The sequence below is a fragment of the Thermomonas alba genome (genome assembly GCF_022419205.1).
GTDB lineage: Bacteria > Pseudomonadota > Gammaproteobacteria > Xanthomonadales > Xanthomonadaceae > Thermomonas > Thermomonas alba.
The window spans coordinates 283,856-301,299 of the sequence record NZ_JAJOZU010000001.1 but is presented as its reverse complement, the minus strand read 5'-3'; the positions used below and the strand labels follow the sequence as shown (position 1 = coordinate 301,299).

General features: G+C 67.0%; 13 protein-coding genes and 1 tRNA gene. 8 read left to right on the top strand and 6 right to left on the bottom strand.

Going from position 1 to position 17,444, the window contains the following annotated elements:
- Window positions 1-2,304 carry a GumC family protein gene (locus ML342_RS01445; protein WP_240125126.1) on the bottom strand — a complete coding sequence of 768 codons (2,304 nt, stop codon included), beginning with the start codon at window positions 2,302-2,304 and terminating at the stop codon, window positions 1-3.
- A gap of 21 nt (window positions 2,305-2,325) precedes the next feature.
- Window positions 2,326-3,048 carry a polysaccharide biosynthesis/export family protein gene (locus tag ML342_RS01440; RefSeq protein WP_240125125.1) on the bottom strand — a complete coding sequence of 241 codons (723 nt, stop codon included), beginning with the start codon at window positions 3,046-3,048 and terminating at the stop codon, window positions 2,326-2,328.
- 194 nt (window positions 3,049-3,242) lie between these two features.
- Between ML342_RS01440 and ML342_RS01435 the strand changes: the two genes are divergently transcribed.
- Window positions 3,243-3,317, top strand: a tRNA-Val gene (locus ML342_RS01435).
- Between the two features lie 66 nt (window positions 3,318-3,383).
- Here ML342_RS01435 and ML342_RS01430 read toward each other — a convergent pair.
- Complete coding sequence (locus tag ML342_RS01430) at window positions 3,384-6,824, bottom strand: methylmalonyl-CoA mutase family protein (protein WP_240125124.1); 3,441 nt, start codon at window positions 6,822-6,824, stop codon at window positions 3,384-3,386.
- Window positions 6,825-6,892: 68 nt separating this feature from the next.
- On the opposite strand from ML342_RS01430, the gene ML342_RS01425 reads away from it, so the two are divergent.
- The 4 genes from ML342_RS01425 to ML342_RS01410 all read left to right on the top strand — a co-directional run bounded on the left by ML342_RS01425 (window position 6,893) and on the right by ML342_RS01410 (window position 10,841).
- On the top strand, window positions 6,893-7,732 hold the full coding sequence (locus tag ML342_RS01425) for a ChaN family lipoprotein (protein WP_240125123.1): 840 nt from the start codon (window positions 6,893-6,895) through the stop codon (window positions 7,730-7,732).
- A gap of 161 nt (window positions 7,733-7,893) precedes the next feature.
- The gene (locus ML342_RS01420) at window positions 7,894-8,994 is read left to right on the top strand and encodes a Glu/Leu/Phe/Val dehydrogenase dimerization domain-containing protein (protein ID WP_240125122.1); all 1,101 of its coding nucleotides are present in this window, start codon (window positions 7,894-7,896) and stop codon (window positions 8,992-8,994) included.
- 101 nt (window positions 8,995-9,095) lie between these two features.
- A complete protein-coding gene (locus ML342_RS01415; RefSeq protein WP_240125121.1) occupies window positions 9,096-10,253 on the top strand; it encodes an isovaleryl-CoA dehydrogenase in 1,158 nt (385 codons plus the stop codon).
- A 210-nt stretch (window positions 10,254-10,463) separates the two neighbouring features.
- Window positions 10,464-10,841, top strand: coding sequence for a hypothetical protein (locus ML342_RS01410; protein WP_240125120.1), 378 nt, complete (start codon window positions 10,464-10,466; stop codon window positions 10,839-10,841).
- 72 nt (window positions 10,842-10,913) lie between these two features.
- Here the strand turns inward: ML342_RS01410 and ML342_RS01405 are convergent, their stop codons facing one another.
- Window positions 10,914-13,826 carry an autotransporter serine protease gene (locus ML342_RS01405; protein ID WP_240125119.1) on the bottom strand — a complete coding sequence of 971 codons (2,913 nt, stop codon included), beginning with the start codon at window positions 13,824-13,826 and terminating at the stop codon, window positions 10,914-10,916.
- Between the two features lie 183 nt (window positions 13,827-14,009).
- Here ML342_RS01405 and ML342_RS01400 point away from each other — a divergent pair, with 183 nt between their 5' ends.
- From ML342_RS01400 to ML342_RS01390, 3 genes are all read left to right on the top strand, one after another.
- Complete coding sequence (locus ML342_RS01400; RefSeq protein ID WP_240125118.1) at window positions 14,010-15,185, top strand: thiolase family protein; 1,176 nt, start codon at window positions 14,010-14,012, stop codon at window positions 15,183-15,185.
- A 127-nt stretch (window positions 15,186-15,312) separates the two neighbouring features.
- A complete protein-coding gene (locus tag ML342_RS01395; RefSeq protein ID WP_240125117.1) occupies window positions 15,313-15,615 on the top strand; it encodes a hypothetical protein in 303 nt (100 codons plus the stop codon).
- Window positions 15,616-15,821: 206 nt separating this feature from the next.
- Entirely contained in the window at window positions 15,822-16,118 is a 297-nt protein-coding gene (locus ML342_RS01390) for a hypothetical protein (RefSeq protein WP_240125116.1), read from the top strand.
- A gap of 166 nt (window positions 16,119-16,284) precedes the next feature.
- Here the strand turns inward: ML342_RS01390 and ML342_RS01385 are convergent, their stop codons facing one another.
- The gene (locus tag ML342_RS01385) at window positions 16,285-16,488 is read right to left on the bottom strand and encodes a cold-shock protein (RefSeq protein WP_240125115.1); all 204 of its coding nucleotides are present in this window, start codon (window positions 16,486-16,488) and stop codon (window positions 16,285-16,287) included.
- Window positions 16,489-16,612: 124 nt separating this feature from the next.
- Window positions 16,613-17,362 (bottom strand): S-methyl-5'-thioinosine phosphorylase, encoded by a 750-nt coding sequence (locus ML342_RS01380; RefSeq protein WP_240125114.1) that lies wholly within the window; start codon window positions 17,360-17,362, stop codon window positions 16,613-16,615.
- Between the last annotated feature and the right edge of the window lie 82 nt (window positions 17,363-17,444).

The window sequence follows — 17,444 nt, the reverse complement described above, 5'->3', positions numbered from 1 at the left end:
TCACCCCTTGGTCAACCGCGGCTTGCCGCCATACGCATAGTAGGAGTCGTAGCGGTAGCCGTAGCCATACCCATAGCCTGCGGTGCGCGCATCGTACTTGGTCAACAGCGCGCCGACGATCCGCGCGCGGGCCGCCAGCAGCCGTTTCAACGCGGCCTGCGCAGCGCTGATCTTGGTCTTGGCGCTGGTGACGACCAGCAACGTGCCGTCGATTGCATTGGAGAGAATCGGGGCATCCGCCAGCCCCAGCACTGGCGGGCCGTCGACGATGACGTGGTCGTAGCGCTCACTCCCGACCGTCAGCAGCGAAATCAGCTTGGAGCCGGACAATAGTTCGGCAGGATTCGGCGGCAGGGGGCCGGCCAGGATCACATCCAGCTGCGCCTCGCCAGTGGATTGCACGGTATCGCTGAAAGCGCAGGCCCCCGCCAGCAGGTTGCTCAGCCCGAACTCGGGGCGCAGCCCCAGGGTCTTGTGCAGCGACGGATTGCGCAGGTCGGCATCGATGAGCAGCACGCGCTTGCCGAGCTGGGTCAGATTGCGCGCCAACGCGAGGGCAGTGGTGGATTTGCCCTCACCGGGCCCGCTGCTGGTGACCAGCAAGGTCTTGGGCACGCCGTGGTCGGTAGCAAACTGCAGCGCCGTGCGTACCGAGCGATACGCCTCCGAGAATGATGACTGCGGATTGGCCGCGACCTCTGCCACGCTCTCCTTCGGCCCGAGCTTGGGAATGATGCCGAGCACCGGCAGCTTCAGCTTCTGCTCGATGTCCTCCGGGGTCTTCAGGGTGTCGTCGAGGAACTCCAGCAGGAACGCCAGCAACACGCCGAGCACGCCGCCCAGCAGCAGGCCGATCGCCAGGTTCAGGGTCAGGCTGGGCTTGAAGCGGCTGGTGGGCACTTCCGCGCGATCGATGATGGAGATGTTGTTGGCGCGCACGTCGCCGGCCACACCCACTTCCTTGTAGCGCTGCAGCAGCGCGTCATAGAGCTGGCGGTTGGTGTCCACCTCGCGCTTGAGGATGTTGTACTGGATGCTGCGTCCATCCACGTCCAGCGCCTGCGTGCGCAGGGCGGCGATCTGCCCGGTGAGCATCTGCTCCTGCCTGACCGCGGCGTCGTATTCGGCCTTGACCGAGGCACGGATGGCGTCAAACTCCTTGGCGATCTGTCGGTCCAACTCGTCGATCTGGCTCTTGAGCTGCAGCATCTCCGGATAGTCCGGCTTGAAAGTCTGCAGCTTCAGCTGGTACTGCGCCTGCAGCTGCCCTTTCTGCTGCTGCAGCGCACGCACGTTGGAGTTGGCCAGCATGTCGGCCGGCATCGCGCCGCTGGCCGCCTGCTGCCAGCGTGCCTGCGCACGGATGCGCTGATCCTGGGCGGTGGCCAGGGCGGCATTGAGCTGGGTGAGGTTCTGAGCCGCCAGCGACTGTCCTTGCTCTCCGGTATTGACCAGATTCTCTTTCTGCGCGAACTCGACCAGCTTGCGCTCAGAGTCCTCGAGTCGGGCCTTGGCCAACTTGAGCTGCTCTTCCAAATAAGTTTTTGCGTATGAAGATGCGCCAAAGCGCCGCTCCAATCCCGCGGCGATGTAGCCCTCGGCGATCGCGTTGGCGGCGCGCGCGGAAAACTCCGGAGACGGGCTGTCGAAATGAATGCGCACCAGCCTTGAATCGCGGATGGGCTCCACGCTAAGCCCCGCGCTGATGATCCCGGCCACCTCGCGCATCTGCCGCAACGCATCGCGACGAGCCTCCCCTGTCCCAGGCTTGGCCTTGGCTGGCGTCGTTTTTTTCGGCTGCAGCAAGCCCAGCATGCGCCCGAGCCAACCCGGATCCTCGAGCCGCTGCAGAGTGGCGGGATCCAAGTCGAGTTCGTTGGCGACGCGCTCGGCGAGCGCGCGGCTCTTGATCAGCTCGTATTGAGTCTGCAGGAACTCCGGATCCCAGCCGATGCTGTCTCCGGGCTGGATCCCATTGACCGGCAGAACCTGAATCCCCGATTTTTCCAGCTGTAGGACGGCCGTTGCCCGATAGATCGGCGTGGCCGTCAGGGTGTACAGCAGCGCCAAGGCCACCACTGCTGCCAATACGCCCACGATCAGACGGCGGCGCTTGACCAGGATGTGCCAAAAGGCGAGCAGATCGATCTCGTCCTCGTCACGCCGCTGCTCTTCGTGCAGTTCCAGCGCCAACGCGGCGCCGGCCCTGCGCTCGGCCAACGCGCCAGCCGCACGCACTTCGGATTGGGTCGGCAGGCGGCTGTCATCACCGGCAGGGCCGGCGGGCAAACGATCGTCAGTCATTCCGGAATCGTCCGTGATCGGTCAGGGGAAGAGCCAGCGGAACACGCCGATGGCCGGCGCACTCTCGATGAAGCGGCGATAGGCAGACTTACTGCCCGATTGTTCGACGACCACGATATCGTCACCAAATACCTGCGGGTCCTCGACGATACCGCGCCGCACTTGGCGCAGGTCATACACCGCCGCCATGCGCTTGCCATTGACCTGACGCATCAGCACGATGCCACCCAGATCGGCGTATTTGTCGTCGAGCCCGCCAGCCAGCGCGATGGCCTGCAGCAAGGTGGTCTTGCCCGTGAGTGGATAGATGCCGGGCTTGTTGACGGCGCCTTCCAAGGTGATGCGCTGGCTCGTGTATTCCTTGATGAACACCGTCACCTGCGGGTTCTGCAGGTAGCCGTCGGCATAGCGCCGCGCCAGTTCTGCCTCCAGTTCCGGCACCGTCTTGCCGCCGGCCTGCACGGTGCCGACCAGCGGCAGCGAGATCTGGCCGTTGGAGTTCACCCGCACTTCTTTGTCGAGGTCCTGCACCCCGAACACACTGATGCTCAGCAGATCCTGGGCGCCGATGCGGTAGTCGGTGGTGCCTTCATAGGCGCCGGAAGCCGTGGTGGTATCCGGCGGCGGCAATGCATGGCCGGTCACCGCATTGGCCTGGCCGACGCGGGCGGCGCCGTCGCTGGCGCATCCCGAGATCCCCAAGACCAGCATCAGGACCAACAAGAACAGCAAGCCGTTGCGCATGCGTCACCCTCTCTCCCAAGGATGTTGCATTATGCGGGGTCGACCGCGATGCGCAAGCTGAACATGCAGCCCACCCTCACGCTCATCACCCCGCGTCGCGATCCCCTTCGTTCACCCATCACTGTCGGCCCGTCCGCTACGCGCACGCCCTCTTGCCTGGCCGCGCCATTCATGTACAATGCGCGCTTCACTTGGGGCGGTTAGCTCAGCGGTAGAGCATTGCCTTCACACGGCAAGGGTCGCAGGTTCGATCCCTGCACCGCCCACCACCGAATGAACGCGAAAAACCCCGGCCAAGCCGGGGTTTTTCATTGCCAGCGCTGGCGCTGGCCGCGCTACATGTTGCGCCGGTACTCTCCGCCCACCTCGTACAGTGCGTGGCTGATCTGCCCCAGCGAGTGTGTCTTCACCGCCTCCATCAGTGATTCAAACACGTTGCGGCGCTCCCGCGCCGCCGCCTGCAGCCGCTGCAGCGCGTGCGGGGCATGTGCATTGCGGTTGCGCTGGAAGGCATGCAGATTTTCGATCTGCTGGCGCTTCTCGGCCTCGGTGGAGCGGATCAGCTCGATCTCGGTGACGATGTCGCCGCCGTGCTCCTTGGGCAGGAAGGTGTTGACCCCGACGATGGGCAGGCTGCCGTCGTGCTTCTTCTGCTCGTAGTACAGGCTCTCCTCCTGGATCTTGCCGCGCTGGTACATGGTGTCCATGGCACCCAGCACGCCACCGCGCTCGCTGATCGCCTCGAACTCCCGGTAAACCGCCTCTTCGACCAGATCGGTGAGATATCCGACGATGAAGCTGCCCTGCCAGGGGTTCTCGCAGAAGTTCAGCCCCAGCTCCTTGTTGATGATCATCTGGATCGCCACCGCGCGCCGCACGCTTTCTTCCGTCGGCGTGGTGATGGCCTCGTCATAGGCGTTGGTGTGCAGGCTGTTGCAGTTGTCGAACAATGCATACAGCGCTTGCAACGTGGTGCGGATGTCATTGAACTGGATCTCCTGCGCGTGCAGGGAGCGACCGCTGGTCTGGACGTGGTACTTGAGCATCTGGCTGCGCGGGCTGGCGCCGTAGCGCTCGCGCATGGCGCGCGCCCAGATGCGGCGGGCCACGCGCCCGATGACGGTGTACTCCGGGTCCATGCCGTTGCTGAAGAAGAAGCTCAGGTTGGGCGCGAAGTCGTCGATCTTCATCCCGCGCGCCAGGTAGTACTCGACGATGGTGAAGCCGTTGGACAGGGTGAAGGCCAGCTGGCTGATCGGGTTCGCCCCGGCTTCGGCGATGTGGTAGCCGGAGATGGACACCGAGTAGAAGTTGCGCACCTGGTGATCGACGAAGTACTGCTGGATGTCGCCCATCATGCGCAGTGCGAACTCGGTGCTGAAGATGCAGGTGTTCTGCGCCTGGTCTTCTTTGAGGATATCGGCCTGCACGGTGCCGCGCACGGTTTTCAGCGTGTCGGCCTTGATCTGCGCGTAGGTCTCGGCGTCCACTAGCTGGTCGCCGGTGACGCCCAGCAGGGCCAGCCCCAGGCCATTGTTGCCTTCCGGCAGCGGACCTTCGTAGCGCGGGCGCGGCTTGCCTTCAAAGAGGGCGTCGATCTTCCCCTGGGCCTCGGCCCAGCGCGCTGGATCCGCTTTCAGATACTTCTCCACCTGCTGATCGATGGCGGTGTTCAGAAACATCGCCAGGATGATCGGCGCCGGGCCATTGATGGTCATCGATACGCTGGTGGTGGGCGCGCACAGGTCGAAGCCGGAGTACAGCTTCTTCATGTCGTCCAGCGTGGGCACGTTGACGCCAGAGTTGCCGATCTTGCCGTAGATGTCCGGACGCTCGGCGGGATCCTCGCCGTACAGGGTGACGCTATCGAACGCCGTGGACAGCCGCGCGGCCGGCTGGCCGAGGCTGAGGTAGTGAAAGCGACGATTGGTGCGCTCCGGCGTGCCTTCGCCCGCGAACATGCGGATGGGGTCCTCGCCGGTGCGGCGGTACGGGTACACGCCGCCGGTGTAGGGGTAGTAGCCCGGCAGGTTTTCCTTCTGCAAGAAGGTGAGCAGCTCGCCCCAGGCCTTGTAGGTGGGCGCGGCGATCTTGGGGATCTGCTGGTGGCTGAGCGACTCGCGGTAGTTCTCCACGCGGATGGTCTTGTCACGCACCTGGTATTCGTTGACCGGCGCGGTGATGGATTTCAGGCGCGCCGGCCAGTCGCGCAGCAGCTTCAGCGCCTCGGAATCCAGCGACTGGATGGCGTCGTTGTAGCGCTGGCGCAGGGTCTTCAGGCTGCGGTCGTCGCCCTCGATGAGGGCTTCTGCCGGGTACAGATCCAGCGGCTTGGGCAGCGCGGCATCGCCCAACTCTTTGAGCGCCTCCCACAGCGACTGCGCGCGGTCGGCGATCTCCGCCTGCGACTCGATGCGGGCATTGATGGCGCGGCCCTGCTCGGCGATCTCGGCCAGATAGCGCACGCGGTTGCCGGGAATCAGCACGGTGGCGCGCGGCTCCCTCAAGGAGGTGTCCAGATGCGGCGTCCAGCGCTCGGCCGGCAGCGCGAGCTTCTCACGCAGCAGGCGGCACAGATTGACGAACATCCAGTTCAGCCCAGGATCGTTGAACTGGCTGGCGATGGTGGGATAGACCGGCACCTCCTCGTCCTTGAGGTCGAACCTTGCGCGGTTGCGCTTCCACTGCTTGCGCACGTCGCGCAGCGCGTCCTCGGCGCCGCGCTTGTCGAACTTGTTGAGCACGACGAGCTCGGCGAAGTCCAGCATGTCGATCTTCTCGAGCTGGCTGGGCGCGCCGAAATCGGAGGTCATGACATAGACCGGGAAATCGACCAGATCCACGATCTCCGAATCGCTCTGGCCGATGCCGGCGGTCTCCACGATCACCAGATCGAACCCCAGCGACTTCAGAAAGCCGATACAGTCCTTCAGCACTGCATTGGTCGCGGCGTGCTGGCGGCGGGTCGCCATCGAACGCATGAACACGCGCGGGCTGCGCAGGCTGTTCATGCGGATGCGGTCGCCGAGCAGGGCACCGCCAGTGCGACGGCGAGTGGGATCCACCGAAATCACGGCGATGCGCATCCCGGGGAACTGCGCCAGGAAGCGGTTGAGCAGCTCGTCGGTGACCGACGACTTGCCGGCGCCGCCGGTCCCGGTGATGCCCAGCACCGGCGTCTTGTGGCCGGCCAGCTGCCATTCCTTTCGCAGGCGCGCCAGCTCGGCGTCAGGCACGACCGCATCCTCGATCGCCGAGAGCATGCGCCCGATCGCGATGTCATCATCGAGCGCGACCTGATGCGGCATTGCGGCGGGCAAGCGAGCGGCTTCTGCGCGCTTGATCACATCCTCGATCATCGCCACCAACCCCATGTGCATGCCATCGTTAGGGTGGTAGATGCGCTCAACCCCGTAGGCCTGCAGCTCGCGGATCTCCTCTGGAGTGATGGTGCCGCCGCCACCGCCGAACACGCGGATATGCGCGGCATTGCGCGCTTTCAGCATGTCCACCATGTACTTGAAGTATTCGACGTGTCCGCCCTGATAACTGGACAGCGCGATCGCATCGGCATCCTCCTGCAGCGCGGCGCGCACGACGTCCTCGACGCTGCGGTTGTGTCCGAGGTGGATCACTTCTGCGCCCTGCGCCTGAATCAGGCGCCGCATGATGTTGATGGCGGCATCATGACCATCGAACAGACTGGCGGCAGTGACGAAGCGCAGCGGAGTGGCATCGGGCTGCGGCGCGGGAATGTGGTGGGCGGGGGTGCTCATCGGCGGGGCATCCACGAAATCATGACAACCTGCGGATTGTAGCGCGCGGGGTAGCATGGGCCGTCGCCTTGCTCGCCTTTCTCGCCATGCGCCTGCGCACGTTCCTGCTCTTCGTTGCCCTGCTTGCGATCCTCTCCGCCACCGCCTGCCGGAACGCGCCGCCAGCTGCCAGTCCGCCGCGTCTCCTGCTGCTCGGCGAGGTGCATGACAATGCGGCCGGCCATGCCGCGCGCGCCGCACTGCTGCGCAAGGAACTCGAAGCGGGCTGGCGTCCGGCGATCGCGATGGAGCAGTTCGACATCGCCCAGCAGCCTGCCTTGGACGCAGCGATGCGCGAGTGCGCGGATGCCGGCTGCGTGATTGCGCGTGCCGCGCCCGCCACAGCCGGCTGGACCTGGGCGTATTACCAGCCGATCATCGCGCTGGCACTGCAGTACAGGCTGCCGCTGTATGCCGCCAACCTCTCGCGCGGCGATGCCTCGAAAATAGTCAAGGACGGCTTGGCCGCCGCGCTGCCGGCGGAACTCGTCATCCGTTACCGGCTGGACGACGTGCCCGCCGAGGTACTAGCCGCGCAGGCAGCGGAAGTCCGCAACAGTCACTGCGGCGCGCTGCCAGAGGCGCTGGTGGCGCCGATGGCGAAAGCGCAGATCGCGCGCGACGTGGTGATGGCCGAAACCATGCGCGTGCATGCCGGCCAAGGCGTGGTGCTGATCGCCGGCAACGGCCACGTGCGCCGCGACATCGCCGTGCCGTATTGGCTGCGTCACCAGGGCCTGCATGCACGCGCCGTCGGCTTTCTGGAACCGACGACGGATGCCGCCATGTTCGATGCAGTGGAACGCATCCCAGCGGCGGCGCGGCCGGATCCCTGTGCAGGGTTCAAAGCACCACCGACATCCCGCTGAATGGGCAGCCTCCGATCCATACCTTCACGTATGCCGGATCGCGCGGAGCAGATGGCTTAAAATGCACGGCTGCGACGGGCGGCTTGCCCTGCCGCGGTTCAACATTCCCTCTCACCTGTGCCTGCAGCCGCGCCTCGCGCGACGCCGGTCGGAGCTTTGCCATGATCTTCGAGACGCTCGACACCTACGGCCACGAACAGGTCGTGTTCTGCCACAACAAGGACGCCGGCCTGAAGGCGATCATCGCCATCCACAATACGGTGCTGGGGCCGGCGCTGGGCGGTACCCGCATGTGGCCCTACAAGAGCGAGCAGGAAGCCCTCAACGACGTGCTGCGGCTCTCGCGCGGCATGACCTACAAGAACGCCGTGGCCGGCCTGAACATCGGCGGCGGCAAGGCGGTGATCATCGGCGATCCGGCCAAGGACAAGTCGGAAGCCTTGTTCCGCGCCTTCGGCCAGTTCGTGGACTCCCTTGGCGGCCGCTACATCACCGCCGAGGACGTCGGCATCGACGTCAACGACATGGAGTACGTGTACCGCGAAACCGAGTACGTCACCGGCGTGCATCAGGTGCACGGCGGCTCGGGCGATCCCTCGCCGTTCACCGCCTACGGCACCCTGCAGGGCCTGATGGCCACCCTCAACAAGAAGTTCGGCAACGAGGAAGTCGGCAAATATTCCTATGCCGTGCAAGGCCTGGGGCACGTCGGGATGGAATACGTGAAGCTGCTGAAGGAACGCGGCGCCAAGATCTTCGTCACCGACATCAACCCGGCGCTGGTGGACAAGGCGGTGTCCGAATACGGCGCCGAGGCCGTGGGGCTGGATGAGATCTACGACGTGCCGGCCGACGTGTATTCGCCGTGCGCGCTGGGCGGAACCATCAACGAGCAGACTCTGCCACGCCTGAAGTGCAAGGTGATCTGCGGCGCGGCCAACAACCAGCTCGCCAACAACGAAATCGGTGACGAAGTGCAACGGCGCGGCATCCTGTATGCGCCGGACTATGCCGTCAACGCCGGCGGCGTCATGAACGTGGCGCTGGAACTCGACGGCTACAACCGCGAGCGCGCGATGCGCATGATGCGCACGATCTATCACAACCTGACCCGCATCTACGAAATCTCCGACCGCGACGGCATCCCGACCTACAAGGCCGCCGACCGCCTCGCCGAGGAGCGCATCGAAAAGATCGGCAAGCTGAAGCTGCCGATGGGCCGCGGACGCACCCGCTTCCAGGGCCGCATCCGCGGCAACTGAGCACTCCATCGCGCGGCATCCATCCCGATGCCGCCTGCGTAATCCTGCGGGGCCAGCCGATGCGGGCCCCGCGCATCCTGGCCACTGCTGAGCGAGTTCCCATGCGTTCGTTTCCCCTCGGTGAAGATATCGATGCCCTGCGCGAGGCAGTGCGCCGTTTCGCGGAGGCCGAGATCGCCCCACGCGCAGCGCAGATCGACGCCGACAACGCCTTTCCGCCCGATCTGTGGCCGAAGCTGGGAGAGATGGGGCTGCTGGGGCTGACCGCCCCCACCGAGTTCGGCGGCAGCGGCATGGGCTATCTCGCTCACCTGGTGGCGATGGAGGAGATCAGCCGCGCCTCCGGTTCGGTCGGCCTGAGCTATGGCGCGCATTCCAACCTGTGCGTCAGCAATCTCTACGCCAACGGCACCCCGGCGCAGCGCGCCAAGTATCTGCCGCGGCTGTGCAGCGGCGAGTGGGTGGGCGCGCTGGCGATGAGCGAGCCCGGCGCCGGTTCCGACGTGGTCGGCTCGATGGCCTGCCGCGCCGAGCTGAAGGGCGATGTGTGGGTGGCCAATGGCAGCAAGATGTGGATCACCAACGGCCCCGATGCCGACGTGTTGATCGTGTACATGCGCACCGCCAGCCGCGAGCTCGGCAGCAAGTGCATGACTGCCTTCATCGTCGAAAAAGGCATGCCGGGCTTTTCCACCGCGCAGAAGCTGGACAAGCTGGGCATGCGCGGCAGCAACACCTGCGAGCTGGTGTTCGAGAACTGCGAGATCCCGCAGGAAAACGTGCTGGGCGAGGTCAACAACGGCGTCAAGGTGCTGATGAGCGGCCTGAACACCGAGCGCCTGGTGCTGACCGGCGGCCCGATCGGCCTGATGCAGGCGGCACTGGACATCGCCCTGCCCTATGTGCGCGAGCGTCGCCAGTTCGGCCAGCCGATCGGCACCTTCGAGCTGATGCAAGCCAAGATCGCCGACATGTACACCGCGCTGCAGTCCAGCCGCGCCTTCGCCTACCAGGTGGCACGTGATTACGACGCCGGCCACAAGAGCCGCGTGGATGCCGCGGCCTGCCTGCTGCATGCCAGCGAAGCGGCGGTGCAGGTGGCGCTGGAAGCCATCCAGTCGCTGGGCGGCAACGGCTACATCAACGAATACCCGACTGGGCGCCTCCTGCGCGATGCCAAGCTGTACGCCATCGGTGCCGGCACCAACGAGATCCGTCGGATGCTGATCGGCCGCGAACTGTTCGCCGGCAACCACTGACGGCCACGACGGCACCGGTAATACCCCGCGAAGCCCGCCCCTCCGGCGGGCTTCGTGCTTCCTGCATCGGCCCGACAGGTGGCCGGATCATGACCAATCTTTCATCCACGGTGCATGCGCGATTAACCGGCGCGGTCGGATGCTGGCCACGTGGAACCGCCGCCGGCATGGCCTGGCCCCACGCCCCCACAAACACCGATGGAGAACGCCATGAAGACCCGTCTGGCCCCGATCACCCGCACCCTGCTGCTGGGCGCCCTGGTGCTGGCCAGCGCCTCCGCCCTGGCCGCCCAGCCCGCACCGCAGCAGGCCGCGCACGCGCAGAAGAAGGGCAACGCCGAGCAAACCGTCGCCCATCAGGCCGAGACCGCGACCGCCGCCAATGCCGTGGCCGCCGATCTCAATGCCACCGCGGCAGGCGTGCGCATGACCGCGGCTGCCCGCGAAGCCGACCGCGCCGCCGGCGACATGCAACTGGCCGCCGAGGCCAAGCAGGGCTACGTCCAGACCGCGCAGACGACATTCACCACGCCCGACGGCCAGCAGGTGACGGTGCGCTCGATCATCCCGATCGCCGGCAAGAATTGAGCCCAGGTGCAGCGACCCGGATGCCGGGGTCCGCGCCCCGGCATGAGTATGCACGCCCCAGCGGCGCCTTGCTCAGAATCGATAGCCGGCCTGCAGCTGGGCCATGCCGGCCTGGCGCAGGCCGTCGTCGCGACGGCCGAGGTCGAAGCGCAGCAGGCCGTGGCGGCCGAACTGCGCGCCCAGCCCCAGCCCGAACTGGCGCGCCCGAGGCGACAGCGCCATGCCCTGCAGCGGCGCCCACTGCGCAAGACCGGTGAAGCTGGCATCGAAGGCGGTGCCAGCGTTCGCCAGCGTGCGCTGCCACTCCATCCGCGCGTCCAGCGTCCACTGCACATCGCCCACGCGCCAACTGCGCTCGGCGCGCAGCCCGGCGCCGGCCTGCCAGCGGCGGCCGTCCCAGGCGGGCGCCTGCAGGCCGAAGCCGGTGGCGCCGGCTTCCGCGAACCCGTCGTTGGCCACCCGCACGTAGTCGCCGGACAGGTATGGACGCAGCACCAGCGGCCCGGCCTGCAGCCGATGCGCCAGTTCGAACGCGAGCCCAAGATAGTCGCCAGACAGGCGGCTGCCGACGTGGTCCTGCAGTCCGCCCAGCAGCAGGCTGCGCTGCATCTGGCGCTGGAAGCTGCCGCTGGCCAGCTGTACCCGCGCCTGCCACGGCCCGCGCCAGGCCGCCGCGTACAGCTGCACCTCGCGCTGCACGCCGGCGCTGCGGTCGCCCAGCGCGCCCAGCCAGCTCACCTGCTGCTGGTGATCGATCGCCAGCCCCAGCAGGGCCGAGTCGCCCAGCCGCCAGTCGTTGCCGACCAGCGTGCCGCGGCTGTCCAGCGTCACCGTGTCGAACCCGGCCTGCGCCAGCTGGCCACCGCCAGCGAGGTCGCGATACCAGCCGCCGCTGCGGGCCGGGGCCAGGGTCAGCGCATCCAGGCGCTGATCGAGCGCGCGCCGGCCGGCTTCGATGCCCTCCAGCGTCAGCGCCAGCGAAGCGCCGTGCAGCTGGCCGGACAGGCTGCGCAGCGACAGCGAGGCCTGCTCCGCGCTGGTCGCCTGCTGGAACGCCCCGGCCGCGTCGATGAAGGCCGCACCGATGCCGCCAGGCGCAATCCCGCCGAGCTGGGCATCGATCGCCCGCATCGCCGATTCCATGCGCAGGGCACTGGGCACGGCCACCCCGGTCAACCCCAGCGCCGCCACCGCCTTGCTGACGTCGATCCGGTTGATGTTCAGGAACACGTGGGTGGGGTCGTAGCCGAGGCTGGCATCGAGAAACACGTTCGACGCCGCCTTCAGGCTGGCGAAGCTGCCGCTGACGCCGCCGTTGGCGCTGAGCAGGGTTTCCTTGGCGCTGGTGGTGTAGCCGCTGCGCACGCCGAGGATGGACAGCGTCCCGGCCACGCTGGCGCTGCCTCCTACCTGCAGCGGGCTGCCCAGCCACACCCCGAGATTGCCGCTGGCCGACTGCTGGAAGTTGCCGGCGATGCTCGCCGGCGTGCTCGCCCCGACCAGGAACCGGCCGCTGTTGGCGACGTTGCCGCCGAACGCCCCGCTGGCCCACACGGTGGCGCCATCGGCCACCGCGAGATTGCCGCGCAGCCCCTTGCGCACGTCCAGCCCGCCGGCATCGACGCGGGTGTCGCCGCTGAACTTGCCCGCCTCGGCCAGCGTGAGAATGCCGCTGCCGCCCTTGATCAGCCCGCCGCTGCCGACGATCTCGTTGCGCCAGACCGAGTTGCCGGAGAACGCCACGCTGAAATCGCCCCAGGCGAAGTTGCTGGGGCCCATCGCCGCCCTGGTGACATCCAGCAGACCCCAGCCGAACACCGGGTCCACCCCGGGCGCGCCGAGATCCTTGGCCCCGCCCAGGATCAGCTGCCGCACCTGATCGTTGTTCAGATACGGAAAGGCCGACCACACCACCGCGGCCGCGCCGGCCACCTGCGGCGCAGCGAATGAGGTGCCGCCGCCCTGGTACAGCGCATAGCTGGCATCGCCGACCTTGGCCTGCGGATCGATGAAGACCACGTTGCCCGGCGCCACCAGGCAGTAGTTCATCGCGCTACCGCACTGCTGCGAATACGAGGCGAGCTGGGTCGGGTTGCTGGGATCGAGCGCGCCGACCGTCAGCCAGCCTTTTTCCAGCTGCGCATCGTTGGCGAGCGTGGGCAGGCGCGCGTTGTCGGACGGCTCACTGGCATAGCGCGGGTCGCCGCCGCTGTTGCCGTTGGCGAACACGATGATGCCGCCACGGTTGACCACGAAATCGCGCCAGGCATTGGCCAGCTCGGTGGTCAACGCCGGGTCGTTCCAGTACAGCCCGCCCCAGGAGTTGTTGATGATCTTCGCGCCGGCATTGGCCAGTTCGGTATTGACGGCCTGGAAGAAATCGCCGTAGCCCTCGCCGGCGTGGATCTCGTTGCCGGCACCCGACCCGTCATCCGGCGGCGGAGAATCGCTGATGATGCGCGAGGACACGATATTCGCGTTCTGCGCCACCCCGCCGCCCCAGCTACCGATGCCCTTGCCGGCGGCCATCTCCGCGACCACCGTGCCGTGCCCGACCACGTCGTCCACGCTGGTGTCGTTGGTATTCGGGTTGACGTGGATGAAGCTGGCCGTCACCCGCCCGGTTAGCGCCGGGTGCTGCCGGCTCACTCCGGTATCGACCAGCCCAATGGTGACGCCCTGCCCCTTCAGCCCCGCGCCCAGCGCGCCGGCGGCATTCGTCAGCACCAGGTGCTGGCTGTATTGCGGCAGGCTGGCCGGCCCAGCCAGCGCGGGGATGGCCGGCGGGTTCACGACGAGGCTGCTGTCGATGGCCACGGTCGGCGTGAAACCGATACCGCCGCCCGGCGTGGTGGGCGGCGATGGTGGCGGCGTAGACCGCACCGCGCCGCCACCACCGCCACAAGCGGCCAGCAGCAGCGCAATCGCGCACGGCAGGAGCGCCGCGATAGGGCGGCGCGCAGGAAAGAACTGGTTCATCGGCATGTGGATGGCTCCCCGGAGGTCGGCACCCCCATGGCACCGCACCTCGACCGATCGAAGTTGTAAGTCAGGCACCCTCTCGGATGCAACGCCGCCGCACACGTGGCCATGCGCCATGCGGGCTCGATTCGCGCCATAATCGGGATTTCCCGGCCCCCACGGCCACAGGCATACCGGAGCTTTCCCATGCGCGATGTCGTCATCGTCGGTGCCAAGCGCACCGCCATCGGTTCCTTCCTCGGCCAGTTCACCGGCACGCCCACGCCCGTGCTCGGCAGCGCCGCCATCGCCGCCGCGCTCGCGCAGGCCGGCCTGCCGGCGGACAAGGTGGACGAAGTGATCATGGGCTGCGTGCTGCCGGCGGGCCTCGGTCAAGCCCCGGCGCGTCAGGCTTCGCGCATGGCTGGCATCCCGGATGCGGCCGGCTGCACCACCATCAACAAGGTCTGCGGCTCCGGCATGAAGGCGGTGATGCTGGCGCACGACATCATCCAGGCCGGCTCCGCGCAGGCGGTGGTCGCCGGCGGCATGGAGTCGATGACCAACGCGCCCCACCTACTCAACGGCTCGCGCACCGGCATCCGCTACGGCAGCGCCGAGTTCCTCGACCACATGGCCTTCGATGGCCTGACCAACCCTTACGACGGCAAAGCGATGGGCGTGTTCGGCGACATGGCCTGCGGCAAGTACGGCTACGACCGCGCAACCATCGACGCCTATGCCGCGGAAAGCGCGCGCCGCGCGCAGGCGGCCCAGGCCAGCGGCGCGTTCGACGCCGAGATCGCGCCGGTGACGGTCAAGACCCGCAAGGGCGAGGTCGTGGTCAGCAAGGACGAGGAGCCGGGCAAGATCGATCCGGCCAAGATCCCGGACCTGCGCCCTGCCTTCGGCAAGGACGGCGTCCTGACCGCCGCCTCATCCTCCAAGATCTCCGATGGCGCCGCCGCGCTGGTGGTGATGTCCGCCGAGGCCGCGGCCGCCGCCGGCGTCAGGCCGCTGGCCCGCATCGTCGCCCATGCCACCCATGCGCAGGCGCCGGAATGGTTCACCACCGCGCCGGTGGCGGCCATCCGCAAAGTCCTCGACAAGGCCGGCTGGAACGTGTCCGACGTCGATCTGTTCGAAGTCAACGAGGCGTTTGCCTGCGTGGCGATGGCGCCGATGACCGACCTCGGCATCCCGCACGAGAAGCTGAACGTCAACGGCGGCGCGCTGGCACTGGGCCATCCGATCGGCGCCTCCGGTGCGCGCCTGCTGGTGACGTTGCTGCATGCGCTGCAGGCACGCGGCGGCAAGCGCGGCGTCGCCTCGCTGTGCATCGGCGGGGGCGAGGCCACCGCGGTGGCGATCGAGCTGGCATGACAACCGCCGCGCGAAACGGCTGAGCGAGAAATTTTCGGCCAACCGCTTGACACGCGACACCAGCACGTCATCATGATAGGGCGCGCTATTTTTAGCGTTGCCCCACTTAAGACGAGGAAACCGCAACATGTCGATCAACAAGATCCTGCTGGCAATGGCCCTGGGCCTGGCCCTGACTGCCTGCAGCAAGTCCGAGCCCGCCGCCGACACCGCTGCTGCCGGTAATGAAGCCCCGGCTGCCGAGCAGGCTGCTGCCGACAACGCGGCCGCCCAAGCGGCCGATGCCACTGCCGAAGCTCCGGCGGCCGATGCGGCCGCAGCGCCGGCGGCGGAAGCGGCTCCGGCCGACGCTGCTGCCACTCCGGAACAGGCCCAGAAAGCGGCCGACGAAGCGGAGAAGGCGGCTACTGCGGCAGAAGCCAAGAAGTAATCGTCGGCGGAGCGTTTTGCCGGCGCATTGCTGCTAGAATCCGAAAATGCCGTCGGAGTCGCGACGGCTTTTTCGTGCCCCGGGCGACCGGGAAAAACGTAAGTCAGTGAACGACCCACCGGTGCAAGCCGGTACGCTAAGCGCACTGGCGTTGCCTGAAGTTCCACTTCCAACTGTTCCATCAGTCAACCCTCTGGAGAGTCCCAATGAACAACAAGCTTTTCGTGCTCCTGGCCGCTGGCGTCCTGGCCCTGTCGGCTTGCAAGAAGGAAGAAGCTGCTCCGGCTGCCGACGCCGCTGCCCCGGCTGCTGAGGCTCCGGCCGCTCCGGCTGCCGACGCCGCTGCCCCGGCTGCTGCTCCGGCCGCCGACGCCGCCGCTGCTCCGGCCGCCGACGCCGCCGCTGCTCCGGCCGCCGACGCCGCTGCCGCTCCGGCCGCCGACGCCGCTGCCCCGGCTGCTGAGGCTCCGGCTGCTCCGGCCGCCGAGGGCGAGAAGAAGTAATCTGCTTCTTCCACGCATTCGACGCGAACAGGGCCCGCTTCCGCGGGCCCTGTTTTTTTATATGCGCGGCTTCAGCCTGCGACTGGGTACAACAAGTTCACGCAACAAAAACCCCGCCATGCGGCGGGGTTTTGAAAATCTGCAAATCCTGGACTGATTCAGCGATTCATGCCGGCTTGACGCTGGCCGCCTGCAGCCCTTTTGGCCCCTGCTGTACTTCGAAACTGACGCGCTGACCTTCCTGCAGGCTGCGGAAGCCCTTGGCGTCGATCGCGGAAAAATGCACGAACACGTCTGCGCCGCCATCTTCGGGCGCGATGAATCCGTACCCCTTGGCGTCGTTGAACCACTTCACGGTGCCGTACTGCATGACTACGGAAACCTCTTGCGATGCGGGTGGTGATGAACCGGATGGTGGGGGCACCGCCATGGGGCGGCTCGGCAGGAGTATGCATCAACCGCTTGCACGCGCAAGCAGTATTGGCTTTGGTTTCTCATTCCATCAGCAAATGGCGCAGCAGCGGCGGCACTCCGGCCATCGCCGCCGCCACGTTGTCCAGCACGTCCTGCAGGGTGATCACCTCGTCCGCGTCAGGCCCGGCGCCAGCCGCCCAGTTGGCGACGATGGCCAGGCAGGCATAGTCCAGCTCCAGCTCACGCGCCAGACCCGCTTCGGGCATGCCGGTCATGCCCACCAGGTCGCAGCCGTCGCGGCGCAAGCGCGCGATCTCGGCGCGGGTTTCCAGGCGCGGGCCCTGGGTCGCCCCATAGCAGCCGCCATCGACTACGCTCACTCCGGCGCGCACGGCGGCCCGTAACAGCGCCTGCCTCAGCGCGGGGGTGTAGGGATCGCCGAAATCCACATGCAGCACGGGGCTGCCCGGCTCTTCGCAGATGGTCGAAATACGGCCCCAGGTATAGTCGATGAGCTGATCCGGACAGGCCAGCACGCGCGGTGCGAACCGCTCGGTGATGCCTCCGACGGTATTCAGCGCCAACACCCGGCGCGCGCCCAGCGCCTTGAGCGCTGCCAGATTGGCGCGATAGTTGATGCGATGCGGCGGCAGCGAATGCCCCTCGCCATGCCGGGCGAGAAAGGCGACACGCTTGCCCGCATACCACCCGACACGCACCGGCCCCGAGGGCGCGCCGTAAGGCGTCAGCGGCTGATGGGTCTCGACATCGTCCAGTTCGCCCAGCGCGTACACGCCGGTACCGCCGATCACCGCCAGTTCGATGGTCATCGTTCACTCCGTATTCGCCGCAGGCAGACGCACGCACCGGCTGCGCTTCGCCGGACACGCCGTGAATACATCCATGTAGGCT